This window comes from Kitasatospora sp. NPDC005751 (assembly GCF_040630835.1).
Lineage (GTDB): Bacteria > Actinomycetota > Actinomycetes > Streptomycetales > Streptomycetaceae > Kitasatospora.
The window spans coordinates 35,333-54,207 of record NZ_JBEXYC010000035.1 but is presented as its reverse complement, the minus strand read 5'-3'; the positions used below and the strand labels follow the sequence as shown (position 1 = coordinate 54,207).

Sequence of the window (18,875 nt, the reverse complement as noted above, 5' to 3'; positions counted from 1 at the left end):
TTCCGTATCCGTCGGCGCGGGTCGACACCGGCGCGCGCCGCGGCGGGTGGGTGCCCGGCACCCGGGGACGGCGCGGCCTGGTTCCGGCCACGGCGGAGCGGCAGGCTGGCTCCGCGGCAGCCGCCGCACCCACCGCCGGAAGGGAACCCCGTGCACGTCCCCCACACCCGCCCCACCGCCGAAGACGCCGCCCTCGCCCGGATCCGGAGCCTGCCCGCCGACCGGCGGCGGATCCTGTTCACCGGCGCCACCGTCGTCACCATGGACCCGGTGCTCGGCGTCCTCGACCGGGGCGACCTGCTCGTCGAGGGCGACACCGTCGCCGCCGTCGGGCCCGGCCTGAGCGCGGTCGACGCCGTGGTCGTCGACGCCACCGGCACGATCCTCTGCCCCGGCTTCGTCGACACCCACCGCCACGCCTGGGAGGCCCAGTTGCGCCGGATCATGCCGGACGTCGACGACCTGGGCGGCTACGTCACCGCGACCCTGGCCGGTTACGCCACCGCCTACCGGCCCGAGGACATGTACACCGGGACCAGGCTGGCCGCCCTGACCGCGATCGACAGCGGCATCACCACCATGCTCGACTTCTCCCACAACTCCCGCACCCGCGACCACTCCGACGCCGCCGTCCAGGCCCTCGTCGACACCGGCATCCGCGGCGTGCACGCCTCCATGGGCCCGCACTTCGGCACCTGGGACCAGCAGTGGCCCGGCGACCTGACCCGGCTCAGGGACCGCTACTTCGGCAGCGACGACCAACTGCTCACCCTGCGCCTGGCGGCCCTGGCCACCGAGGAGATCGCCGGCCCCGCGCTCGCCTACGGTCCCGAACTCGCCCGCGTCGCCGAGGACCTGGGCATCGGCGTGAGCGTGGACGCCGTCTTCGGCACGGCCTCCTCCGAGGCGGTGCTCCGCTGGGCGGAGCACGGCATCCTCGGCCCCGACGTCACCCTGATCCACGCCACCGGGCTCACCTCCGACGCCTGGAAGGCCATCGGGGAGACCGGCACCACCGTGGCACTCGCCCCCACCTCCGACGCCCAGATCGGCCTGGAGACCGCGATCCCCGCCGTGGACGAGGCCCTCGCCGCCGGCGTCCGCCCCGGCCTGAGCATCGACGTCGAAGTCGCCCTGGCCAGCGACATGTTCACCCAGATGCGGACCCTGCACGCCATCCAGCGAATGCGCGCCGTCAACGCCGCCCACGGCACCGACCGGCAGCCCTCCCGGATCACCACCCACGACGTGCTGGACTTCGCCACCCTCCAGGGCGCCCGCACCAACGGCCTCGCCGCCGTCACCGGCTCCCTCACCCCCGGCAAGAAGGCCGACCTGCTGGTGGTCCGGGCCGAGGACCTCAACAACATGCCGCTCAACGACCCGATCGGCACGCTCGTCCTCGGCTCCGACGCCCGCAACATCGCCGCGGTCCTGATCGACGGTGAGCCCCGCAAGTGGAACGGACACGTCCTCGACGTCGACCTGACCGCCCTGCGCGCCGACGTCCACGCCTCCCGCGCCCACGTGCTGAGCGCCCCGCCCACGTCCTGACCACCCCTGCGGCCAGGGGGCGTGACCACACCGCCGGTGACGTGGCCGGGGCCGGTCCCTCACCGGCCGCCGACGAGCGGCTCGGGCGACGACGACCGCCTCCGGCCGACCCGAGCAGCGCACCGGCCGGGCACCGTCGGGAGACGGCCCTTCCTCGGGAGAGGGCCTTCCTCAGGCGGGTTCCGCCGAGCCGGTGAGCCGGAGCTTGCGCTGGGCGCGCTGGTAGAAGGTGGTGCGGCCGAGCCGGACGACCCGCGAGGCGGCGGGGAGCATCGTCACCTCGACGACGTCGCCCGGCCGGACGCGGCCGACCAGCAGGCCGTCGGCCTCGATGGCGAGGTCCCCGCTGCGCGGCAGGACCTCCAGGGCGAGCCGCTCCCCGCCGGAGAGGAACACGGACCGGTTGAACGCCGCGTGCGGGGCCACCGGCGTCACCAGCAGGCCCTCGGCGTTGGGGGAGACGATCGGCCCGCCGGCGGAGAAGCTGTACGCCGTGGAGCCGGTCGGCGTGGCCACGACGACGGCGTCGGCGGTGTACGACACGAAGGGCTGCCCCTGGACCCGGACCGCCACGACCGCCGACCTGTGCCCGGGGCTGCGCAGCAGCACCACGTCGTTGAGCGCCGTCTCCCGGGAGTCACCGAACGTGGCCTGGACACCGGAGCGGGACTCCACGGTGAACCGCAGATCGTCGATCGCGTCGAGGGCGTCCGGCAGCTCCGGGATGTCGACCTCGGCGAGGAAGCCCAGCCGCCCGACGTTGACGCCCAGCACCGGGACCCGGCCCCCGGCTACCAGCCGCATCGCGCGCAGCATCGTGCCGTCCCCGCCCAGGCTGATCAGCAGATCGGCGGTGGCGGCCATCTCCTCGGCCCCGACCGCCACGGCGTCGCACCCGATCCGGGCCACCTCCGACGTCAGTCCGAGGACCTTGGCGTCCCGCGCCCGGCTCCAGCGGACCACGGTGGCCACGGTGGGTGCGCTGGTCCGTTCGGGGTGGAGCACCAGCCCCACCGTGCCGATGAATCCCATCCCGGACCTCCTCGATCCCGATCGGCCCGCCTCGCTCCTCCCAGCATCCACCCGGACCGGGGGGCGACGTCACCGGGACCCGGGCCGGCGCCCCCGGCACGCCGCCCGGCACGCCGCCCCGGGCGGCCACGGTGCGTCATCGGCCGGGCGCCCGTCCCGTCCGCGATGATCGGGCGATGACCCTTCCGCTCCCCGCCGGCAGCCGCACCACGACCAGGCTGATCACCGCCGCGACCCTGCTGTTCGTGGCCTCGGAACCCGCACCGGCCGTCACCGGCCCCGCAGGCCCGGAGTCCGGCCGCTGCTCCTCGGTGGCCCACTCCCGGCCCGCCGAGGAGCTGACCCGCGCGATCACCCGCGTGGTGTCGGAGCGTCACAGCACCGTCGCCGTCGCGGTCGAGGACCCGGGCACCGGACTGTCCTGCGCGGTCCGGGCCCGCGAGCGGTTCGACTCGGCCAGTGTCATCAAGGTGACGATCATGGGTGCGGTGCTGCGCCGCGCCCAGGACGAACGGCGCGCGCTGACGCCGTTCGAGGAGGACAACCTGCGGCCGATGATCGTCCAGTCGGACAACGACGCGGCCACCGCCCTCTGGCGGGACCTGGGGCGGGCGCGGCTGGCGGAGTTCCTGCGCCTCTCCGGCATGGCGGACACCGTCCTCGCGGAGGGCGACCGGTGGGGGCGCACCCAGATCACCGCCGGTGACGAGATGAAGCAGCTCGCCGTCTTCGCCGCACCGGGCCCGGTGCTCACCCCGGAGCACCGCGCGTTCGGCCTGGACCTGATGAACCAGGTCGAGGAGGACCAGGCCTGGGGCGCCCCGCTCGGCGCCCCCGACGGCACCACCGTCCACGTGAAGAACGGCTGGGCGCCGCGGGAGCGCCACGCCTGGCACGTGCACAGCCTCGGGATCTTCACCGACCCGGGCGAGCCGTACCGCATCGCGATCCTCACCCGGGACAACCCCAGCGAGGAGTACGGGATCGACACCGTCCAGGCGGTCGCGCGGGTCGTCCACGCCGCCCGGGTGGCGGCGGCGAGCCGGTGACCGACCGCCGCCGCCACCCGGGCTCCCCGGCCGGATCCGGCTCCGGCTCCGGCACGCGGTGCTCAGGAGCGGAGGTTGGCCGCGACGGCGTCCCGGACGGGTGTGGACCCCGCGTTGAGTTCGAGGATCCGGCGGCGCCCGGGGGTCCTGGGCGGGCGTCAGACGAAGGCGCCGATGCCCGTCGCGGCGCGGCCGACGATCAGGGTGTTGATCTCCCGGGTGCCCTCGTAGGAGTACAGCGCCTCGGCGTCGGCGACGAAGCGGGCGATGCTGTAGTCCAGCACGATGCCGTTGCCCGCCAGCAGCTCGCGGCCCCAGCCGACGGTCTCCCGCATCCGGCTGGTGCAGTACGCCTTGGCCAGCGCGGAGTGCTCGTCCCGGAACGTGCCGGCGTCCTCCAGCTGCGCCAGCCGCACCACCATGCCCAGGCAGGCGGTGGCGTTGCCGAGCATCCGCACCAGCAGGTCCTGGACGAGCTGGAAGCGGGCGATCGGGCCGCCGAACTGCTCGCGCTCACGGGTGTAGTCCAGGGCGATCCGGTAGGCGCCCAGCATCACCCCGACCGCCTCCCAGGCCACCCCGCTCCGGGTGTGCCGCAGCACGTCGGCGGTGTCGCGGAAGCCCTCCGCCCGCTGCAGCCGGTCCGCTTCGGGGACCAGGCAGTCGGTGAGCACCACGTCCGCGTTCTCCACGGTGCGCAGGGCCATCTTGTTCTCGATCCTGGTGGCGGTGAAGCCGGGGTTGTCACCGTGCACCACGAAGCCCAGGACGTGGCCGCTCTCCTCGTCCTTGGCCCAGACGACCACCAGGTCCGCGAAGGTCGCGTTGCCGATCCAGCGCTTGGCGCCGTTGAGCACCCAGGTGTCGCCCTCGCGCCGGGCGGTGGTGCGCAGCCCGGCGGCGACGTCGGAGCCGCCCTGCGGCTCGGTCAGCGCGAAGGCGCCGATCTGCTCCATCCGGGTCATCGCCGGGAGCCAGCGCTCGCGCTGCTCCGGCGAGCCGCAACGGGCGATGCTGCCCATCGCCAGCCCGGCGTGGACCCCGTAGAAGGTCGACAGGGAGGCGTCCACCCTGGCCATCTCCAGGGCGATGAAGCCGTTCAGCAGGCTGCTGGCGGGATTCTCCCGGTAGGCGAGGCCGCAGATGCCCAGCTCGGCGTAGCGGGGGATCAGGTGGTGCGGGAACGCGGCCCGGCCCCACCACTCGTTGGCGTGCGGGGCGACCTCTCGCCGCAGGAAGTCACGGACCCGCCGCAGCACCTCGGCCTCCTCGGGGACCAGCAGGTCCTCGAACCGGTACAGATCCTCGACCAGTACGTCGTCGGTCATGGGTGTGCTCCTCGGCTCGGTGACGACAGGGGCGGCGACATCGGTGCCGCCACCATGCCCCGCCTACCCCTTGATCGCCCTCCAAACGCAGCCCGGCGGACGGGCGACCGGGTACGGCACCGGCCCGGCCGCGGTCGAGGTGCGGGAGGCGCGGATGCCGGCGGGCCGCCTCACGGCTCCTGGGCGCGGCCCGCGGCGGCGGCCCAGGCGAGGCCGATCACCACGGCGAGCACCATCAGCACCGCGCCGAGCCCGATGGACGTCCAGCCGCCGCTGGTCAGGCTGTTCAACTGCTCCTGGTAGGTGGTGTCGTGGGGCTCGGGCATGCCCTCGGAGAACGAGCCGGTGACCTTGGGGTGGCAGACGTCGCCCGGCACCATCGGTTTGCCGTAGCAGGTGGGTACGGCGGTGTTCAGCTTGCTGACGCCGGACAGGATCAGGCCCGCCCCGCCGGCGAGTACGAGCAGCAGGATGACGAATCCCATGACCGGTGCGGACCCCCGTCCCGGCGCTGCCGCCGAACCGGCGCGCCCTCGTTCGCTTCGACGCGGCACCCGGCCCGGCCGGTTCCGCTGCCCGGCGGGTTCCTCGCCCCGACCGGGTTCCCCGCCTCGCCCGGCTCCCGGCCGGGCGGGCGGGTTCAGCCGTGGGCCGCCTTGCCGTCGGCGGCGATCGCCGCCAGGCCCTTGTCGGTCGGGCCGTAGATCCGCCCGCCGCCCGCCCAGTACGGCACGGGGGTCGTCGAACCTCCGTTGGGGTGGAACCCGAAGGTCCAGCGGGGTGCGCCGGTAGCCGGGTCCAGCGCCCAGACCTTGCCGTGGACCCAGATGTAGACGGTGCCGTCCGCGTAGTGCGCCGCCATGTCGAGGAGCGGCGCGCTCGCCAGCGAGCCCGACCAGTGGACGGCGCCGGTCCGGGCGTCGAAGGACTGGACGACCACCACTCCCTTCGCGTAGTGCGATCCCACGGCGAAGACGGTGGTGCCGTCGGGGCTCGCCACGGCGCTCCGGAAGTTCCACTCCCCGGCCGACTGCCACACCACCTTGCCGTCCGCCGGGTCGACCGCGTACAGCCGGTCGGCGAGGTGGAGGAAGTAGCCGCCGGCCGAAGTGTGCGGGCCGTCGGCGAAGTAGGGCAGCCCGGGCACGAGGGCGCCACTGCCGGGGGCCAGCTGCTCCCAGAGGCTCTTTCCGCCGTTGCCGGTGTCGAGCGCCTCCAGCTTCCCGGTCCTCCGGTAGGTGGTGAGGTCCATCGCGTAGGTCTCGAACAGCAGGCGGGTCCCGGCGGACGGGACGGAGAGCCTGGAGTTCTCCAGGACGTCGTGCGGGCGCACCAGTTGCCACCGGAGCCGGCCCGTGGCCGGCTCCACCGCCCAGACGAAGGCCGCCGCGTAGGTGACCGGGGCGGTCGGGTCGGCCAGGTGGAAGGTGCCCTTCGCCTCCCCGGCGACGTAGACGAGGCCGTCGAGGAGGCCGACCACCGAGGCGGACGGCGAGACGTGCAGGTCGGGCGGGGAGAGGGTCCAGGCGGCGGCGCCGGTCGCGAGGTCGACGGCCTTGAGGGCGTACGTCAGGTTGCCGGAGCCGCCGTAGCCCATCAGGTAGGCCATGGTGGCGTCGACGGCCACCGGGCGGTCGCCGAGGCCGGCGCCGGACGGCGAGGTGTAGTTGGTCAACGGCCCCCAGCGGGTCTGCCCGGCGCGGTCGACCGCCCACACGCCCGTCATCCCGGCGGCCACGACGGTGTCGCCGCTCCCGGTCAGCGCGATCACCGGTTCGACCAGCGGAACCGTCCAGAGCGGGGTGGCCACCACGTCCGTGTCCAGCGAGCGCGAGGAGTCGGTCGGGTCGGCGGCCGGCGCCGTCGCCGGCGGGCCACCGGCTCCGGGGGTCTTCGGCTTCTCGGGCGCGCCGCCGCCGGTGAGGAACACCGTGCCGCCGCCGGCCGCGGCAACCACGACCCCGCCGGCCAGGCCGAGCAGCAGTTTGCGTCGACCGGGCCGGGGCCGGACGTCGACCGGTCCGAGCCGCACCGTCTGCCGCGCGGTCGGCGGCGAGTCCGGGCCCGCCGCCGGCTGCCCGGGCGGCAGCGGCGGCAGGGGCGGCAGGGGAGACAGCCCGGACGGCGGCAGGGCCGCCGCGGCGGACGACGGGGCCATCACGGCCGCCGCCTCCTCGATCGCCGCGACCAGCGTGGGGTGCAGCCACGTCCCCGGGGTCAGCGGTCCCGCGCCCTGGGAGGCGGCGAGCTGCTGCGGCGTCGGCCGGTCGCCCGGGGCCTTGGCCAGGCAGGCGGCGACCAGCAGCCGAACTCCGGCGGGCACCGCCGCGAGGTCCGGCTCCTCGTGCACCACCTGGTACAGGACCTGCAGCGGATGCCCGCCGCCGAACGGCGCGGTCCCGCCGGTACCGGCGTAGGCCAGCGTCGAGCCGAGCGAGAACACGTCGCTCGGCGGGCCCGCCCGCTCGCCGCTCGCCTGTTCCGGCGACATGAAGGCGGCCGAGCCGAGGACGGTGCCCTCGGCGGTCAGTGCGGTGCCGTCGGCCGCCCGGGCGATGCCGAAGTCGATGACGTGCGGCCCGTCCAGCGCCAGCAGCACGTTGCTCGGCTTGAGGTCCCGGTGGGTCAGCCCGGCGGCGTGGATGTTCCTCAGTTCCTCGGCGATCCCGGCCGCCAGGATGCGCAGCACGTGCTCGGGGAACGCGCCGACCAGCCGGACCGCCTCGTCCAGCGCGATCCCGGGCACGAAGGCGGTCGCCATCCAGGGCACGGGCGCGTCGGTGTCGGCGTCCACGACCGGGGCGGTGAACGCGGAGGAGGCCGCCCGGGCCGCGTTCACCTCGGCCCGGAAGCGGGCGCGGAACCCCGGGTCGGCGGCCAGTTCGGGCCGGACCACCTTGACCGCGACGGTCCGGCCGCCCGCCGACCGGCCGAGGTAGACCACCCCCATGCCCCCGGCGCCCAGCCTGCCGAGCAGGGCGTACGGGCCGATCCGGGTGGGGTCGGCGGGTTCCAGCCGGCGCATGCTCAGGCCCCTTTCGCGGGCAGCGAGGTGATCGTCCGGGTCGTCGTGTCGGAGACGCAGAGCCGTCCGGCGCCGGCGCTCCAGGCCAGCTTCGTGGCGTCCCGGCCCTTGAGCCCGGAGTACTTCCAGCGGGCCTTGCCGTCGGCCGGGTCGAGCGCCCACAGCACGGCGTCGGCGCCCATCCGGTAGAGGTTGCCGTCGGCGCGGAGCAGGCGGGCCCCGAGGAAGGGGGCGTCGGGGGAGTCGGGCGGCAGCGGGGTCCGCCAGCCGGGGCGGCCGTTCGCCGGGTCCACGGTGCCGATCGAGCAACCGCCGTCCCCGTCCCGCCAGAGGAGGTAGAGCAGGCGGCCGTCCTCGCTGGTGGCGAAGCCGTCACCGAGCTTCGAGGCGCCGACGACGCCGCTCGCCGTCCACGCCGGGCCGCCGGTGTCCGGGTCCAGGGCGGTCAGCGTGCCGTCCTTGTCCGGGGCGAGCACGTACCTCCCGGCGGTTCCGAGGCCGAACGCGGCGAGCCTGCGTTCCCAGACGGTCCCGCCCTTCGCGTCCAGGGCCTTCAGCTGGTCGAGGTCGGAGACCACGATCCGGTCGTCCGTCGGCACCGTCGACTGGAGCAGCATGGTGTCCTCGCCGTGGAACCAGAGGCTCTGCCGGGTGGCGAGGTCCACCGCCCAGACGTGGGTGCCGGCCGGGACGAGGTCACCGTGGTCGTTGCCGTCGCCGAGGCCGAGCCAGTAGGCCTTGCCGGCGCGGATCCCGGCGAAGGAGAGGACGCCCGCCGCGTTCTTCCGGCCCTGCGGCAGCCGCCAGTCGAGTCTGCCCTCGGCCAGGGTGAACGCCAGGAGCTCGGGCGCCGTGGGTGACGCTCCGAAGGCGTAGAGCCGGTCGCCGTCGAGCCCGGCGACGGACCGCGGGGTGGTCGGGTCCATCGCGAAGGCGCCGCTCACGGTGGCGCCGTCCACCGTCCACTTGGTGCGGCCGGTGTCGTCCACCCCCCAGATGTTGAGGATGGAGACGCCGACCACCACGCCGTCCGCGGAGAGCACCTGGGGACAGGGGTTCGGCTGGGTCGCCTGCCAGCTCGGCCCGATCTCGGGCACGTCGGCGCCCGAGGGGCGGACGGGGGCGGACGGCGTGCTGCCGCCCGTGCTGCCGGCCGTGGCGCCGCGGCCGCCCCGGTCGTTCAGCAGCGCGATCGTGGTGGCGGCCCCCGCCGCCGCGAGCACGCCGCCGCCGACGCCGAACAGCACCGTCCGGCGGCTCGGGCGGCGGGCGGGCACCGCGTCCTCGGGCAGCCGGCCCCGGGGGCCGGGGTCGGCGGGCAGCGGAGTCGTCGCGGGGGGAGCGCCGGGCGGGCCCGGGTCCGGGAGGGGCAGGGCGGTCAGCACACCGCGTGCGGTGATCACGTCCGTCGCGACGGCCGGCGGGAGCCAGCCGTCCGCCGGGTCCGGGCGGCCGATCCGCTCCACCAGTTCGACCAGTTGGCGCGGTGTCGGGCGGTGGTTCGGGTTCTTGGCGAGGCACCCGGCGACCAGGTGCCGGATCCCGTCCGGCAGGCCGCTCAGGTCCGGGTCGGTGTTCACCACCCGGAACAGCACCGCCGCCCCGGCGCCGTCGCCGAACAGCCGGGTGCCGAGCGCGGCGTAGGCGACCGTCGAGCCCAGCGCGAACACGTCGCTCGCCGGGGTGAGCGGCTCGCCCAGCGCCTGTTCCGGCGACATGTACGGCGCCGACCCGATGACCGCGCCGGTCGTGGTCAGCCCGGTGCCGTCGGCCGCCCGGGAGATCCCGAAGTCGATGACGTGCGGCCCGTCCAGTGCCAGCAGCACGTTGCCGGGCTTCAGGTCACGGTGGATCAGCCCGGCCCGGTGCACCTCGGTCAGCGCCTCCGCCAGCCCGGCGGCCAGCGTCCGCACGGTCACCCCGGGCAGCGGGCCGTGCCGGGCCACCGCGTCCTGGAGCGGGACGCCGACCACGAACGCGGTCGCCATCCAGGGCGTGGCGGCCTCGGTGTCGGCGTCCACCACCGGGGCGGTGAACGCCCCGGAGACCTGCCGGGCCGCCGCGACCTCCTGCCGGAAGCGCGCCCGGAAGGACCCGTCCCCGGCCAGCTCCGGCCGCACCACCTTGACCGCGACGGTCCGCCCGCCGGCCGACCGCCCCAGATACACCGCGCCCATGCCGCCGGCCCCGAGCCGCCCCATCAGCGTGTACGGCCCGGCCTGACGTGGGTCCCCGGCCCCGAGTCGCTCCAACGTGTCCCCCTCCCGTGAGCCCTCACAGGCTAGGGGGAACGGTGGGGTCATGACAGGCGATCACCGGTTTCCCGCAGGAACCCGGTCCGGCCGGCTGCTCACGGGAAACCGGCGATCGCCGGCGGAGGTCAGGCGACCAGGCGCAGCCAGGCCGCCGCGAGCGCGGCGTGGGCGGGCGGTGTCGGGTGCACGCCGTCCTCGGACCAGTGCTCCGGTCCAGCCGTCGCACAGAGTTCGGCGAACATGCCGTCGGCCGCGAGCAGGTGCGCGCCGTAGGTGCGGGCGAGCTCGCGCACGACCTGGATCTTCGGGTCCAGATCGGCCCGCCACTGCTTCCGGATCCCGGCGTCGACCAGGGCGTCGCCCGCCTCGACGGTGGCGCCGATCGGCAGGAGGAACGGTTCGACGAGGATCAGCTCGGTGCCGGCCGCGGCGAGCGGAGCGAGCAGGCGGTCGTAGCCGGCCGCGAAGTCCTCCACGGGGACCACGTGCCCCTCCGGGGCGATCGTGTGCCAGCCGACGTCGTTGATGCCGACGAGGACCGACACCACGTCCGGGCGCGCGTCGAGCACGTCCGCCTGCCAACGGGCTTCGAGGTCCCGCACCTTGTCGCCCGGGACCGCGGAGTTCAGCCAGGTCACGGCCCGCTCGGGGTGCCGCAGCCCCCACTCGCCCGCGATCCGCAGCGGGTAGCCGGAGCCGAGGCCGTGCTCGGTCGCCGGCCGCCCGCAGTCGGTGATCGAATCGCCGGTGAACATCACCGTGCTCCCGGGGCGGAGGTTGATCGTCATGGGCGTGCTCCTGGAACTCGGTCGAGCAGGGGAGAGGAGGGGAGGAGCCGGGACCGCGTCAGGACGCCGGAGCGCCGAACCACCGGTCGGCGGCGGAGGCGAGCGACTTGCGGTCGGGGTCGTGGCCGTCCGCCCAGGCGACGGTGCCGTCGGGCCGGACGAGTACGGCGCCGAACCCGAGGTCGTTCGCGGCCGGCCCGGCCGCGTACCGGATCCGGCTCTCCCGGTCCCCGGCCGCCTCGCGCAGGTGCCGGTCGGCCGTGAAGTCGAGCAGGACGCCCCGGCCGTCCCGCAGCAGCTCGCCGAGGCGGGTGCCGTCCCGGAGGAGGAAGTCCGGGGCGCTGCGGCCGACCAGCGGGTTCTCGTCGCCGAGGTCGTAGCGGACCGAGGCGCCCGATATCCGCTCGAACACGAAGGTCGCTCCGTCACGGGTGCCGATCAGCTCGCGCACCACCGCCTGGATCGCCCGCCCGTGCGGGTCCGGCCGCATGGCCGCCACCTGGGCGCGCGTCCAGTCGAGCACCGCGGCGCCGACCGGGTGGCGCTCCCGGGTGTAGCTGTCGAGGAGTCCGTCCGGCGCGTGCCCGTGCACGGTCGCCGCGAGCTTCCAGCCCAGGTTCACGGCGTCGCCGATGCCCGTGTTGAGCCCCTGGCCGCCCAGCGGGGAGTGGATGTGCGCGGCGTCGCCCGCGAGCAGGACGCGCCCCTGCCGGTAGGTCGTCGTCTGCATCGCCCGGTCGGTGAAGGTCGACACCAGGTCGACCTCGCCCAGCGTCACGTCCGTCCCGGAGACCCGGCGCAGCACCGACTGGAGGTGCTCGCGGGTGGGCGGCTGCGAGCGGTCGAACGCGCCGCCGTCGAAGTCCATCATGGCGACGTGCCCCTTGCCGGGCATCCGGACGTACAGGCCCGTCGGCGTGAGGTTGAAGCCGAAAGCCAGCTCCTCGGGATCGGCCAGGGTGGCGCGCATCGAGTAGCCGGTGAGCTGCGGCCCGGTGCCGACGAAGTCGAAGCCCGTGAGCCGGCGCACGGCGCTGCGCCCGCCGTCGCAGCCGACCAGCCAGCGCGCCGGGTACGCGTCCTCGGCCGCCCGGGCCACCACGCCCTCGTCGTCCTGGGTGACCGCCGAGACCGTGACGCCGCGCCTGATCTCCACGCCGAGTGCGGTTGCCCGCTCGGACAGCAGCCCCTCGACCACGTCGAGGGACGCCATCATGCTCTCCGTGGCCGAGCCGGGAAGCCGGAACGGCAGGGCGGCGACGTCGATCCTGGCCGGGTCGAGCATCATTCCGCCGAAGTGGCCGCCCAGGCGCGGCCGGGCCGACCCGGGAGCGTCGTCGAGACCGGCGGCCTTCCGCAGCCGGTCCAGCAGCCCCCGGCGGTGGAACGCCTCGGCCGACGCGGTGTTGAGGCCCCGGCTCCCGAGCGGCGCCGCCCGCCAGGGGGAGCCGGGCTCGGCCTCCCGTTCGAGCACCAGGACCGAACAGCCCGCGAGGCCGAGCTCACAGGCGAGGAACAGACCGACCGGGCCGGCGCCCACGATTACCACGTCATGCACGGGAACTCCCCTCCGAAGCCTGAACCCTTCAGGCACTCCGAGGTTCCACCGCGCCACTGATGGATCGCACACAGCTCACTGACACGGCATCACAGGCCGCTGACAGCAAGCCTGCACGGGCGGGCGATCCAGACGGTGCGCGGGCAGCACGACCGGCAGGAGGGGGCGGCCGCGGCCGCCGCGGTGTGGCGCCGGGGCAGCCGCGGCCGGCGGGAGACGGCCCGGTCAGGCGCCCTCGACGGTCTCGGTGCGGTGGACCCGCAAACCCCGGCTCAGGTAGTTGCCCAGCGCGGTCGGGTGGTCGTTCGAATCGGTGTGCAGCCACACCCTGCGGACCGACTCCGCCTCGAACGGCTCGGTCGCCCAGGCCTGCCGCAGGGCGAGGGTGAGCGCGTGGCCGCCGAGCCCCTGCCCGACGTACTCCGGCAGGAGCCCGAAGGTGACGATCTCCACCTCCCCGCCGGCCTGGGGCTCCAGGGCGGCGACCCCGGCCGTCGTGCCCGACAGTTCGACCAGCCAGTACTGGCGGTGCGGGTGCGCCCGCGCCAGCTCCGTCCACTGCTGGTCGGTCCGGCTGGAACTGCGCCAGCCGTACGCGGCCCCGACCCGGGCCTGGACCGAACGCACCAGCGCCGACAAGCCCTCCTCGCGCCGCAGCTCCATCCCGGGCACCGCCCGACCCGGCATCAGCTCCTCGCGACCGGTCATCTCCAGATACGTGACGATCTTTCCCATCCCGGCACGCTACCGGGCCGGGCGCCGCGCCCGCACCGGAGGGCGCGAGCACCACGGGCCGGCCCGGGCCCGGGGCCCGAACCGGGGGCCGCGGTGAGCACCGTAGGCCTCGGACGTCATGATGGACCGGATTCTCCGGCAGCCCCACCGGACGACCCTCACCCTGCGACCGACGGCACCCTCCTGGAGACGACATGAGTCCCGCCCCGCTTCCCCTGCTGCTGCCGGACGGCCGGCCCGCCGCCGGCGCCTGGACGCTGGACCCGGCGCTGACCCACCTCAACCACGGCTCCTTCGGCGCCGTCCCGGAGGCCGCGCAGCAGGAGCAGCAGCGGCTGCGCGCCGAGATGGACCGGGCGCCGGTGGTGTGGTTCCCGGCCCTGCCCGGGCGGGTGGCGGCCGCCCGGTCGAAGGTCGCGGACTTCCTGCGGGTCGACCCGCGCGACCTCGCCCTCGTGCCCAACGCCAGCGCGGGCGCGAGCGTCGTCTACGGCAACCTCCCGGCCCGGCCCGGCGGCGAGGTGCTGGTCACCGACCACGGCTACGGCGCCGTCACCATGGGCGCCGAGCGGCTGGCCCGCCGCTGGGGCGGCAGCGTCCGGACGGCACGGGTGCCGCTTGACGCCACGGCCGAGGAGGCCTGCGCGGCCGTGCTCGCCGAGGTCACCGACCGGACCGCGCTGATCGTCCTCGACCACATCACCTCGGCCACCGCCCGCTGGATGCCGGTGAAGGAGATCGGCGCGGCGGCCCGGGAGCTGGGCATCCCCCTGCTGATAGACGGGGCCCACGTACCGGGCCTGGCCGAAGACCCCCTGGCCGGGCTGGAGTTCGACGTCTGGGTCGGCAACCTGCACAAGTTCGGCTGCTCCCCGCGCGGCGCCTCGGCCCTGGTGGTCCGCAGCGAACTCCGTCACCAGCTCTACCCGTTGATCGACTCCTGGGCGGCCGAAGCCCCCTTCCCCGAGCGCTTCGACACCCAGGGCACGATCGACGCCAGCAGCTACCTGGCGGCCCCGGAGGCGCTGGGCTTCATCGAGCGGACCTGGGGCTGGGCGGCCGCCCGCGACTACCTGCGCGAGCTGGCGGACTACGCCGAACGCATCGTCGGCGAGGCCGTCACGAAGCTGACCGGCGAGAGCGCCGCCGTCGACGTCGGCATGCCGGTGAACGCCCTGCGGCTGGTCCGGCTCCCCGACGGCCTGGCCGCCACCCGCCTCGAAGCCGACGCCCTGCGCGACCGGGTCGCGGCCGAGCTGGGCGTCGAGGCCGCGTTCACCAGCTTCGACGGCGTCGGCTACTTCCGCCTCTCGACCCACGTCTACAACACGGCCGCCGACTACGAGGACTTCGCCGAGCGCTGCGTCCCCGTGCTCGGCAGCTGGGCCCGCGGTACGGCGGAGCGGCACTGAGCCGGCCTCCGACGGGAGGCCGCCACCTCCCGTCGGAGGCCTCCGAGCCGCCGGGGCCGGAACCGGCGGCTCGGGGGAGCACCGAGGCCGGCCGCCCGGCCCGGCTCCGTACACTGGCGGGCATGGCTTGCCGCATCAGTGAGCTGGTCATCGACTGTGCCGACCCCGAGCAACTCGCCGCGTTCTGGAGCGAGGTCCTCGGCTACGTCGAACTCGGCCGGGAGGCCGACGGGAGCATCGAGATCGGGCCGCCCGGCGTCGGCTTCGGCGGCCCGCAGCCCACCCTGGTCCTCAGCCCCAGTGGTGGCCCCCAGCCCGGGAGGAAGGAAGCTCCGGCTGCACATCGACGTCAGCCCCACCGACCGGGACCAGGACGCCGAACCGGCCCGGCCGCTCGCGCTCGGCGCCAGGCCCTCGACATCGGCCAGACCGGTGCCGAGGACTGGCACGTGCCGGCCGACACCCGGAGGGCAACGAGTTCTGCCTCCTGCGCACCCGGCTCCAGCCCCGCTGACTGCTGAGCGACCGCCCGCGGCGCTGCGCTGTCCGGGTGTGGTCCGGGCGAGGTGGCGGTGTGGTCCGCGTGTACTCCGGGTGAGGCCCACGGAAGGACCCGGCGAGCCCCGGGAGGCCGAAGACGCGCGGCCAGACCGTGCAGGATCCGGGAACCCCGGGAGAATCGGAGGCGGACCGGTTCGGCCGCGCGTCGGCCGCCCGGTTCCGCCGATTCCACCGGTTCCACCGCCCGCACCCGTACCGCCCAGTACCGAGGAGCACCCCATGCCCGACTTCCACCCGGAGCACGATCGCCTGGTCGTCAGGCCGATCGGGGAACCCGCCGCCGACGCCGACACCCGTACGGGCGAGGTGGTGGCGGTGGGACCCGGCCGGCCGCTGGAGAGCGGCAAGCCGCACCCGGTGGACGTCAAGGTCGGCGACCGGATCGTCTTCGCCACGTTCTCGGGCTCGGAGATCGAGGTCGCGGGGGAGCGGTACCTGGAGGTCCCCGAGGACGAGGTCCTCTCGCTGTCCGCCGAGTAGGAGCCCGCCGAGGAGGAGAACGTCATGACCGAGCAGTCGAAGGCCCGGATCGGCGTCACCGGACTGGCCGTGATGGGCCGCAACCTGGCCAGGAACTTCGCCCGCCACGGCTACCGCGTCGCCGTGCACAACCGCACCCGGGCCAGGACCACCGCCCTGCTGGAGGAGTTCGGGCACGAGGGCGAGTTCGTCCCGGCCGACTCGCCGGAGGCGTTCGTCGCGGCGATCGAACGCCCGCGCATGATCGTCGTCATGGTCAAGGCCGGGGAGCCGACCGACGCGGTCATCGACGAACTCGTCCCGCTGCTCGACGAGGGCGACGTGCTGGTGGACGGCGGGAACGCCCACTTCCTCGACACCCGACGGCGGGAGGCCGCCCTGCGCGGGCGCGGGCTGCACTTCGTCGGCAGCGGCATCTCCGGCGGCGAGCAGGGCGCGCTGGAGGGCCCCAGCATCATGCCGGGCGGCACGGCGGAGGCGTACCGGCTGCTGGGACCGCTGCTGGAGGACATCGCGGCCCGGGTCGACGGCAAGCCCTGCTGCACGCACGTCGGACCGGACGGCGCCGGCCACTTCGTCAAGATGGTCCACAACGGCATCGAGTACGCGGACATGCAGCTGATCGCCGAGGCCTACGACCTGCTGCGCCACGCCGCGGGCCTGCAGCCGCCGCAGATCGCCGAGGTGTTCCGCACCTGGAACGGCGGGCGGCTGGAGTCCTACCTGATCGAGATCACCGCGGACATCCTCGCCCACACCGACGCGGACACCGGCCGGCCCTTCGTCGACGTCGTGCTGGACCGGGCCGAGCAGAAGGGCACCGGGCGCTGGACGGTCCAGACCGCGCTGGAGCTCGGGGTGCCCGTCGGAGGCATCGCCGAGGCGGTCTTCGCCCGGTCGCTGTCCGGCGGCGTGTCCCTGCGCGAGGCGGGCCGCGGCCTGCCCGGACCGACCGAGACCTGGCTGGACAGCGCCGCCGCGGACCGCTTCGCCGACGACGTCGAGCAGGCCCTGTACGCCTCCAAGATGGTCGCGTACGCCCAGGGCTTCCAGCAGATCCAGGCCGGCAGCGCCGAGTACTCCTGGCGGATCGACCCCGGCGAGATGGCCGCCATCTGGCGCGGCGGATGCATCATCAGGGCCAGGTTCCTCGACCGGATCAAGGCCGCCTACGACGGGAACCGGGAGCTGCCCACCCTGCTGACCGACGCCCACTTCACGGAGGCGCTCGGGTCCGCCCAGTCGGCCTGGCGGCGGGTGGTCTCGACGGCGGCCCAGCTGGGCGTGCCGGCGCCGGGCTTCGCGACCGCGCTCGCGTACTACGACAGCCTGCGGGCCGAGCGGCTGCCGGCCGCCCTGGTCCAGGGGCAGCGGGACTTCTTCGGCGCGCACACCTACCGGCGGGTCGACCGCGACGGGGTCTTCCACACCCGCTGGGAGGAGCCGCAGCGCCCGGAGGAGCGGCGCTGAGCGGCCCGCCCGAAGCGTGGCTCGGCCCTCCCGGGTCCACCCGGGAGGGCCGAGCCACGCGGGCGCCACGGGTCAGCCGGTGGTGACGACCATCCGGAAGCGGGCGGCGCCGGCCGGCATCCGCTCGGAAGGCACATCCGCACCCAGCAGAGCAGTTTCGGCCCGATCGCGCACGGCGGGCGAGGGCGACGGCGGCGACCCGCACCCCTGCGCGGGGGGCGTTTCACGTTCCCGCGCCCGGGCAGGCGCGGGCCGTGCGGGACGGCGGGAAACAGTCGCCTCCCGGTGGGCGCGCACCGGCAATCGCGCGTTCGCGCGGCTCGCGTGCGAGCCGCGGCGCCGAGGGGGGATCCAGCGAGAGGAGTGGCCGTGAAGGCTCTGACCTGGCAAGGAAGGCGGAACGTACGGGTCGAATCGGTGCCCGATCCCGTGATCGAGGACCCGACCGACGTCATCGTGAAGATCACCACCACCGGACTGTGCGGATCGGACCTCCACCTCTACGAGGTCCTCGGCCCGTTCCTGGATCCGGGCGACATCCTCGGCCACGAACCGATGGGCGTGGTCCAGGAGGTCGGCCCCGAGGTCACCGCCGTCCGGCCCGGCGACCGGGTCGTGGTGCCCTTCAACGTCTCCTGCGGCACCTGCTTCACCTGCGCGCAGGGTCTGCACTCGCAGTGCGAGACGACCCAGGTCCGCGAGTACGGCACCGGGGCGTCACTGTTCGGGTACACGAAGCTCTACGGCCAGGTGCCCGGCGGGCAGGCCGAGCTACTGCGGGTACCGTTCGGCAACACGCTGCCCATCAAGGTGCCGCAGGGGCCGCCCGACGACCGGTACGTCCTGCTCTCCGACGTCCTCCCGACCGCCTGGCAGGCCGTGGAGTACGCCGACGTGCCCGATGGCGGCAGCCTGGTCGTCCTGGGCCTCGGGCCGATCGGCGACATGTGCACCCGGATCGCCGCCCACCGCGGCGCCGGCCAGGTGATCGGGGTGGACCTCGTACCGGAACGCCTGGAGCGGGTCCGCGCCCGCGGCACCACCGTCCTCGACCTCGACCGGCACGGCAAGGGCCTGGCCGACACGATCCGTGAGATGACCGACGGCCGCGGCCCGCACGCCGTCATCGACGCCGTCGGCATGGAGGCGCACGGCTCGCCGGCCGCGACCCTCGCCCAGCAGTCCACGGCCCTGCTGCCGAGCGCCCTGGCCGCCCGGCTCATGCAGCACGTCGGAGTGGACCGCCTCCACGCCCTCCACCTCGCCATCGACATCGTCCGCCGCGGCGGCACCATCTCCCTGTCCGGGGTCTACGGCGGCATGACCGATCCGCTCCCGATGCTCACCCTGTTCGACAAGCAGATCCAGCTGCGCATGGGCCAGGCCAACGTCCACCGCTGGTCCGACGACATCCTCCCGCTGCTCTCCGACGACGACCCGCTGGGCGTGGAGGCCTTCGCCACCCACCATCTCCCGCTCGCCGAGGCGCCCGACGCCTACCGCCTGTTCCAGAAGAAGCAGGACGGCGCCGTCAAGATCCTCTTCAATCCCTGATCCCTGTCCCCGCCTGATCCCGCCCCCCGCCCCGCTTGATCCCGCCTCCGACTGATCCCCGTCCCCGACGCCGC

14 protein-coding genes and 1 pseudogene are annotated in these 18,875 nt (G+C 74.8%); 7 read left to right on the top strand and 8 right to left on the bottom strand.

Features of this window, described 5'->3' with window-relative positions:
* The first annotated feature begins 150 nt into the window (after positions 1–150).
* Positions 151–1,554, top strand: coding sequence for an amidohydrolase family protein (locus tag ABZ497_RS25675; protein WP_359808552.1), 1,404 nt, complete (start codon positions 151–153; stop codon positions 1,552–1,554).
* A 171-nt stretch (positions 1,555–1,725) separates the two neighbouring features.
* Here the strand turns inward: ABZ497_RS25675 and ABZ497_RS25670 are convergent, their stop codons facing one another.
* The gene (locus tag ABZ497_RS25670) at positions 1,726–2,586 is read right to left on the bottom strand and encodes an NAD(+)/NADH kinase (RefSeq protein WP_359808551.1); all 861 of its coding nucleotides are present in this window, start codon (positions 2,584–2,586) and stop codon (positions 1,726–1,728) included.
* Between the two features lie 176 nt (positions 2,587–2,762).
* Here ABZ497_RS25670 and ABZ497_RS25665 point away from each other — a divergent pair, with 176 nt between their 5' ends.
* Positions 2,763–3,635: a serine hydrolase gene (locus ABZ497_RS25665; RefSeq protein WP_359808549.1), complete on the top strand. Its 873-nt coding sequence runs from the start codon at positions 2,763–2,765 to the stop codon at positions 3,633–3,635.
* 158 nt (positions 3,636–3,793) lie between these two features.
* Here the strand turns inward: ABZ497_RS25665 and ABZ497_RS25660 are convergent, their stop codons facing one another.
* From ABZ497_RS25660 to ABZ497_RS25630, 7 genes are all read right to left on the bottom strand, one after another.
* Positions 3,794–4,963, bottom strand: a complete 1,170-nt coding sequence (locus ABZ497_RS25660; protein ID WP_359808548.1) for an acyl-CoA dehydrogenase family protein — start codon at positions 4,961–4,963, stop codon at positions 3,794–3,796.
* A 170-nt stretch (positions 4,964–5,133) separates the two neighbouring features.
* Positions 5,134–5,448 (bottom strand): hypothetical protein, encoded by a 315-nt coding sequence (locus ABZ497_RS25655; protein WP_359808546.1) that lies wholly within the window; start codon positions 5,446–5,448, stop codon positions 5,134–5,136.
* Between the two features lie 155 nt (positions 5,449–5,603).
* Positions 5,604–7,988, bottom strand: a complete 2,385-nt coding sequence (locus ABZ497_RS25650) for a protein kinase (protein WP_359808545.1) — start codon at positions 7,986–7,988, stop codon at positions 5,604–5,606.
* Positions 7,989–7,990: 2 nt separating this feature from the next.
* On the bottom strand, positions 7,991–10,240 hold the full coding sequence (locus ABZ497_RS25645) for a PQQ-binding-like beta-propeller repeat protein (protein ID WP_359808544.1): 2,250 nt from the start codon (positions 10,238–10,240) through the stop codon (positions 7,991–7,993).
* Positions 10,241–10,368: 128 nt separating this feature from the next.
* Complete coding sequence (locus ABZ497_RS25640; RefSeq protein WP_359808542.1) at positions 10,369–11,031, bottom strand: SGNH/GDSL hydrolase family protein; 663 nt, start codon at positions 11,029–11,031, stop codon at positions 10,369–10,371.
* Between the two features lie 58 nt (positions 11,032–11,089).
* Positions 11,090–12,589 (bottom strand): FAD-dependent oxidoreductase, encoded by a 1,500-nt coding sequence (locus tag ABZ497_RS25635; RefSeq protein ID WP_359808540.1) that lies wholly within the window; start codon positions 12,587–12,589, stop codon positions 11,090–11,092.
* A 225-nt stretch (positions 12,590–12,814) separates the two neighbouring features.
* The gene (locus tag ABZ497_RS25630; protein ID WP_359808539.1) at positions 12,815–13,324 is read right to left on the bottom strand and encodes a GNAT family N-acetyltransferase; all 510 of its coding nucleotides are present in this window, start codon (positions 13,322–13,324) and stop codon (positions 12,815–12,817) included.
* 194 nt (positions 13,325–13,518) lie between these two features.
* On the opposite strand from ABZ497_RS25630, the gene ABZ497_RS25625 reads away from it, so the two are divergent.
* The 5 genes and pseudogenes from ABZ497_RS25625 to ABZ497_RS25605 all read left to right on the top strand — a co-directional run bounded on the left by ABZ497_RS25625 (position 13,519) and on the right by ABZ497_RS25605 (position 18,801).
* The gene (locus ABZ497_RS25625) at positions 13,519–14,736 is read left to right on the top strand and encodes an aminotransferase class V-fold PLP-dependent enzyme (protein WP_329485445.1); all 1,218 of its coding nucleotides are present in this window, start codon (positions 13,519–13,521) and stop codon (positions 14,734–14,736) included.
* A 122-nt stretch (positions 14,737–14,858) separates the two neighbouring features.
* Positions 14,859–15,250: pseudogene (locus ABZ497_RS25620) on the top strand (VOC family protein).
* Positions 15,251–15,516: 266 nt separating this feature from the next.
* Positions 15,517–15,777 (top strand): co-chaperone GroES, encoded by a 261-nt coding sequence (locus tag ABZ497_RS25615; protein ID WP_329485443.1) that lies wholly within the window; start codon positions 15,517–15,519, stop codon positions 15,775–15,777.
* Positions 15,778–15,801: 24 nt separating this feature from the next.
* The gene (gndA, locus tag ABZ497_RS25610; RefSeq protein ID WP_359808537.1) at positions 15,802–17,247 is read left to right on the top strand and encodes an NADP-dependent phosphogluconate dehydrogenase; all 1,446 of its coding nucleotides are present in this window, start codon (positions 15,802–15,804) and stop codon (positions 17,245–17,247) included.
* 369 nt (positions 17,248–17,616) lie between these two features.
* Positions 17,617–18,801 carry a zinc-dependent alcohol dehydrogenase gene (locus ABZ497_RS25605; RefSeq protein WP_359808535.1) on the top strand — a complete coding sequence of 395 codons (1,185 nt, stop codon included), beginning with the start codon at positions 17,617–17,619 and terminating at the stop codon, positions 18,799–18,801.
* Positions 18,802–18,875: the final 74 nt, after the last annotated feature.

Bases quoted from the DNA above. Each gene is read 5' to 3' on its own strand.
- ABZ497_RS25655 (WP_359808546.1), bottom strand. From the start codon at position 5,448: ATGGGATTCGTCATCCTGCTGCTCGTACTCGCCGGCGGGGCGGGCCTG.
- ABZ497_RS25660 (WP_359808548.1), bottom strand. From the start codon at position 4,963: ATGACCGACGACGTACTGGTCGAGGATCTGTACCGGTTCGAGGACCTG.
- gndA (WP_359808537.1), top strand. From the start codon at position 15,802: ATGACCGAGCAGTCGAAGGCCCGGATCGGCGTCACCGGACTGGCCGTG.
- ABZ497_RS25665 (WP_359808549.1), top strand. From the start codon at position 2,763: ATGACCCTTCCGCTCCCCGCCGGCAGCCGCACCACGACCAGGCTGATC.
- ABZ497_RS25650 (WP_359808545.1), bottom strand. From the start codon at position 7,988: ATGCGCCGGCTGGAACCCGCCGACCCCACCCGGATCGGCCCGTACGCC.
- ABZ497_RS25640 (WP_359808542.1), bottom strand. From the start codon at position 11,031: ATGACGATCAACCTCCGCCCCGGGAGCACGGTGATGTTCACCGGCGAT.
- ABZ497_RS25625 (WP_329485445.1), top strand. From the start codon at position 13,519: ATGAGTCCCGCCCCGCTTCCCCTGCTGCTGCCGGACGGCCGGCCCGCC.
- ABZ497_RS25630 (WP_359808539.1), bottom strand. From the start codon at position 13,324: ATGGGAAAGATCGTCACGTATCTGGAGATGACCGGTCGCGAGGAGCTG.
- ABZ497_RS25670 (WP_359808551.1), bottom strand. From the start codon at position 2,586: ATGGGATTCATCGGCACGGTGGGGCTGGTGCTCCACCCCGAACGGACC.
- ABZ497_RS25615 (WP_329485443.1), top strand. From the start codon at position 15,517: ATGCCCGACTTCCACCCGGAGCACGATCGCCTGGTCGTCAGGCCGATC.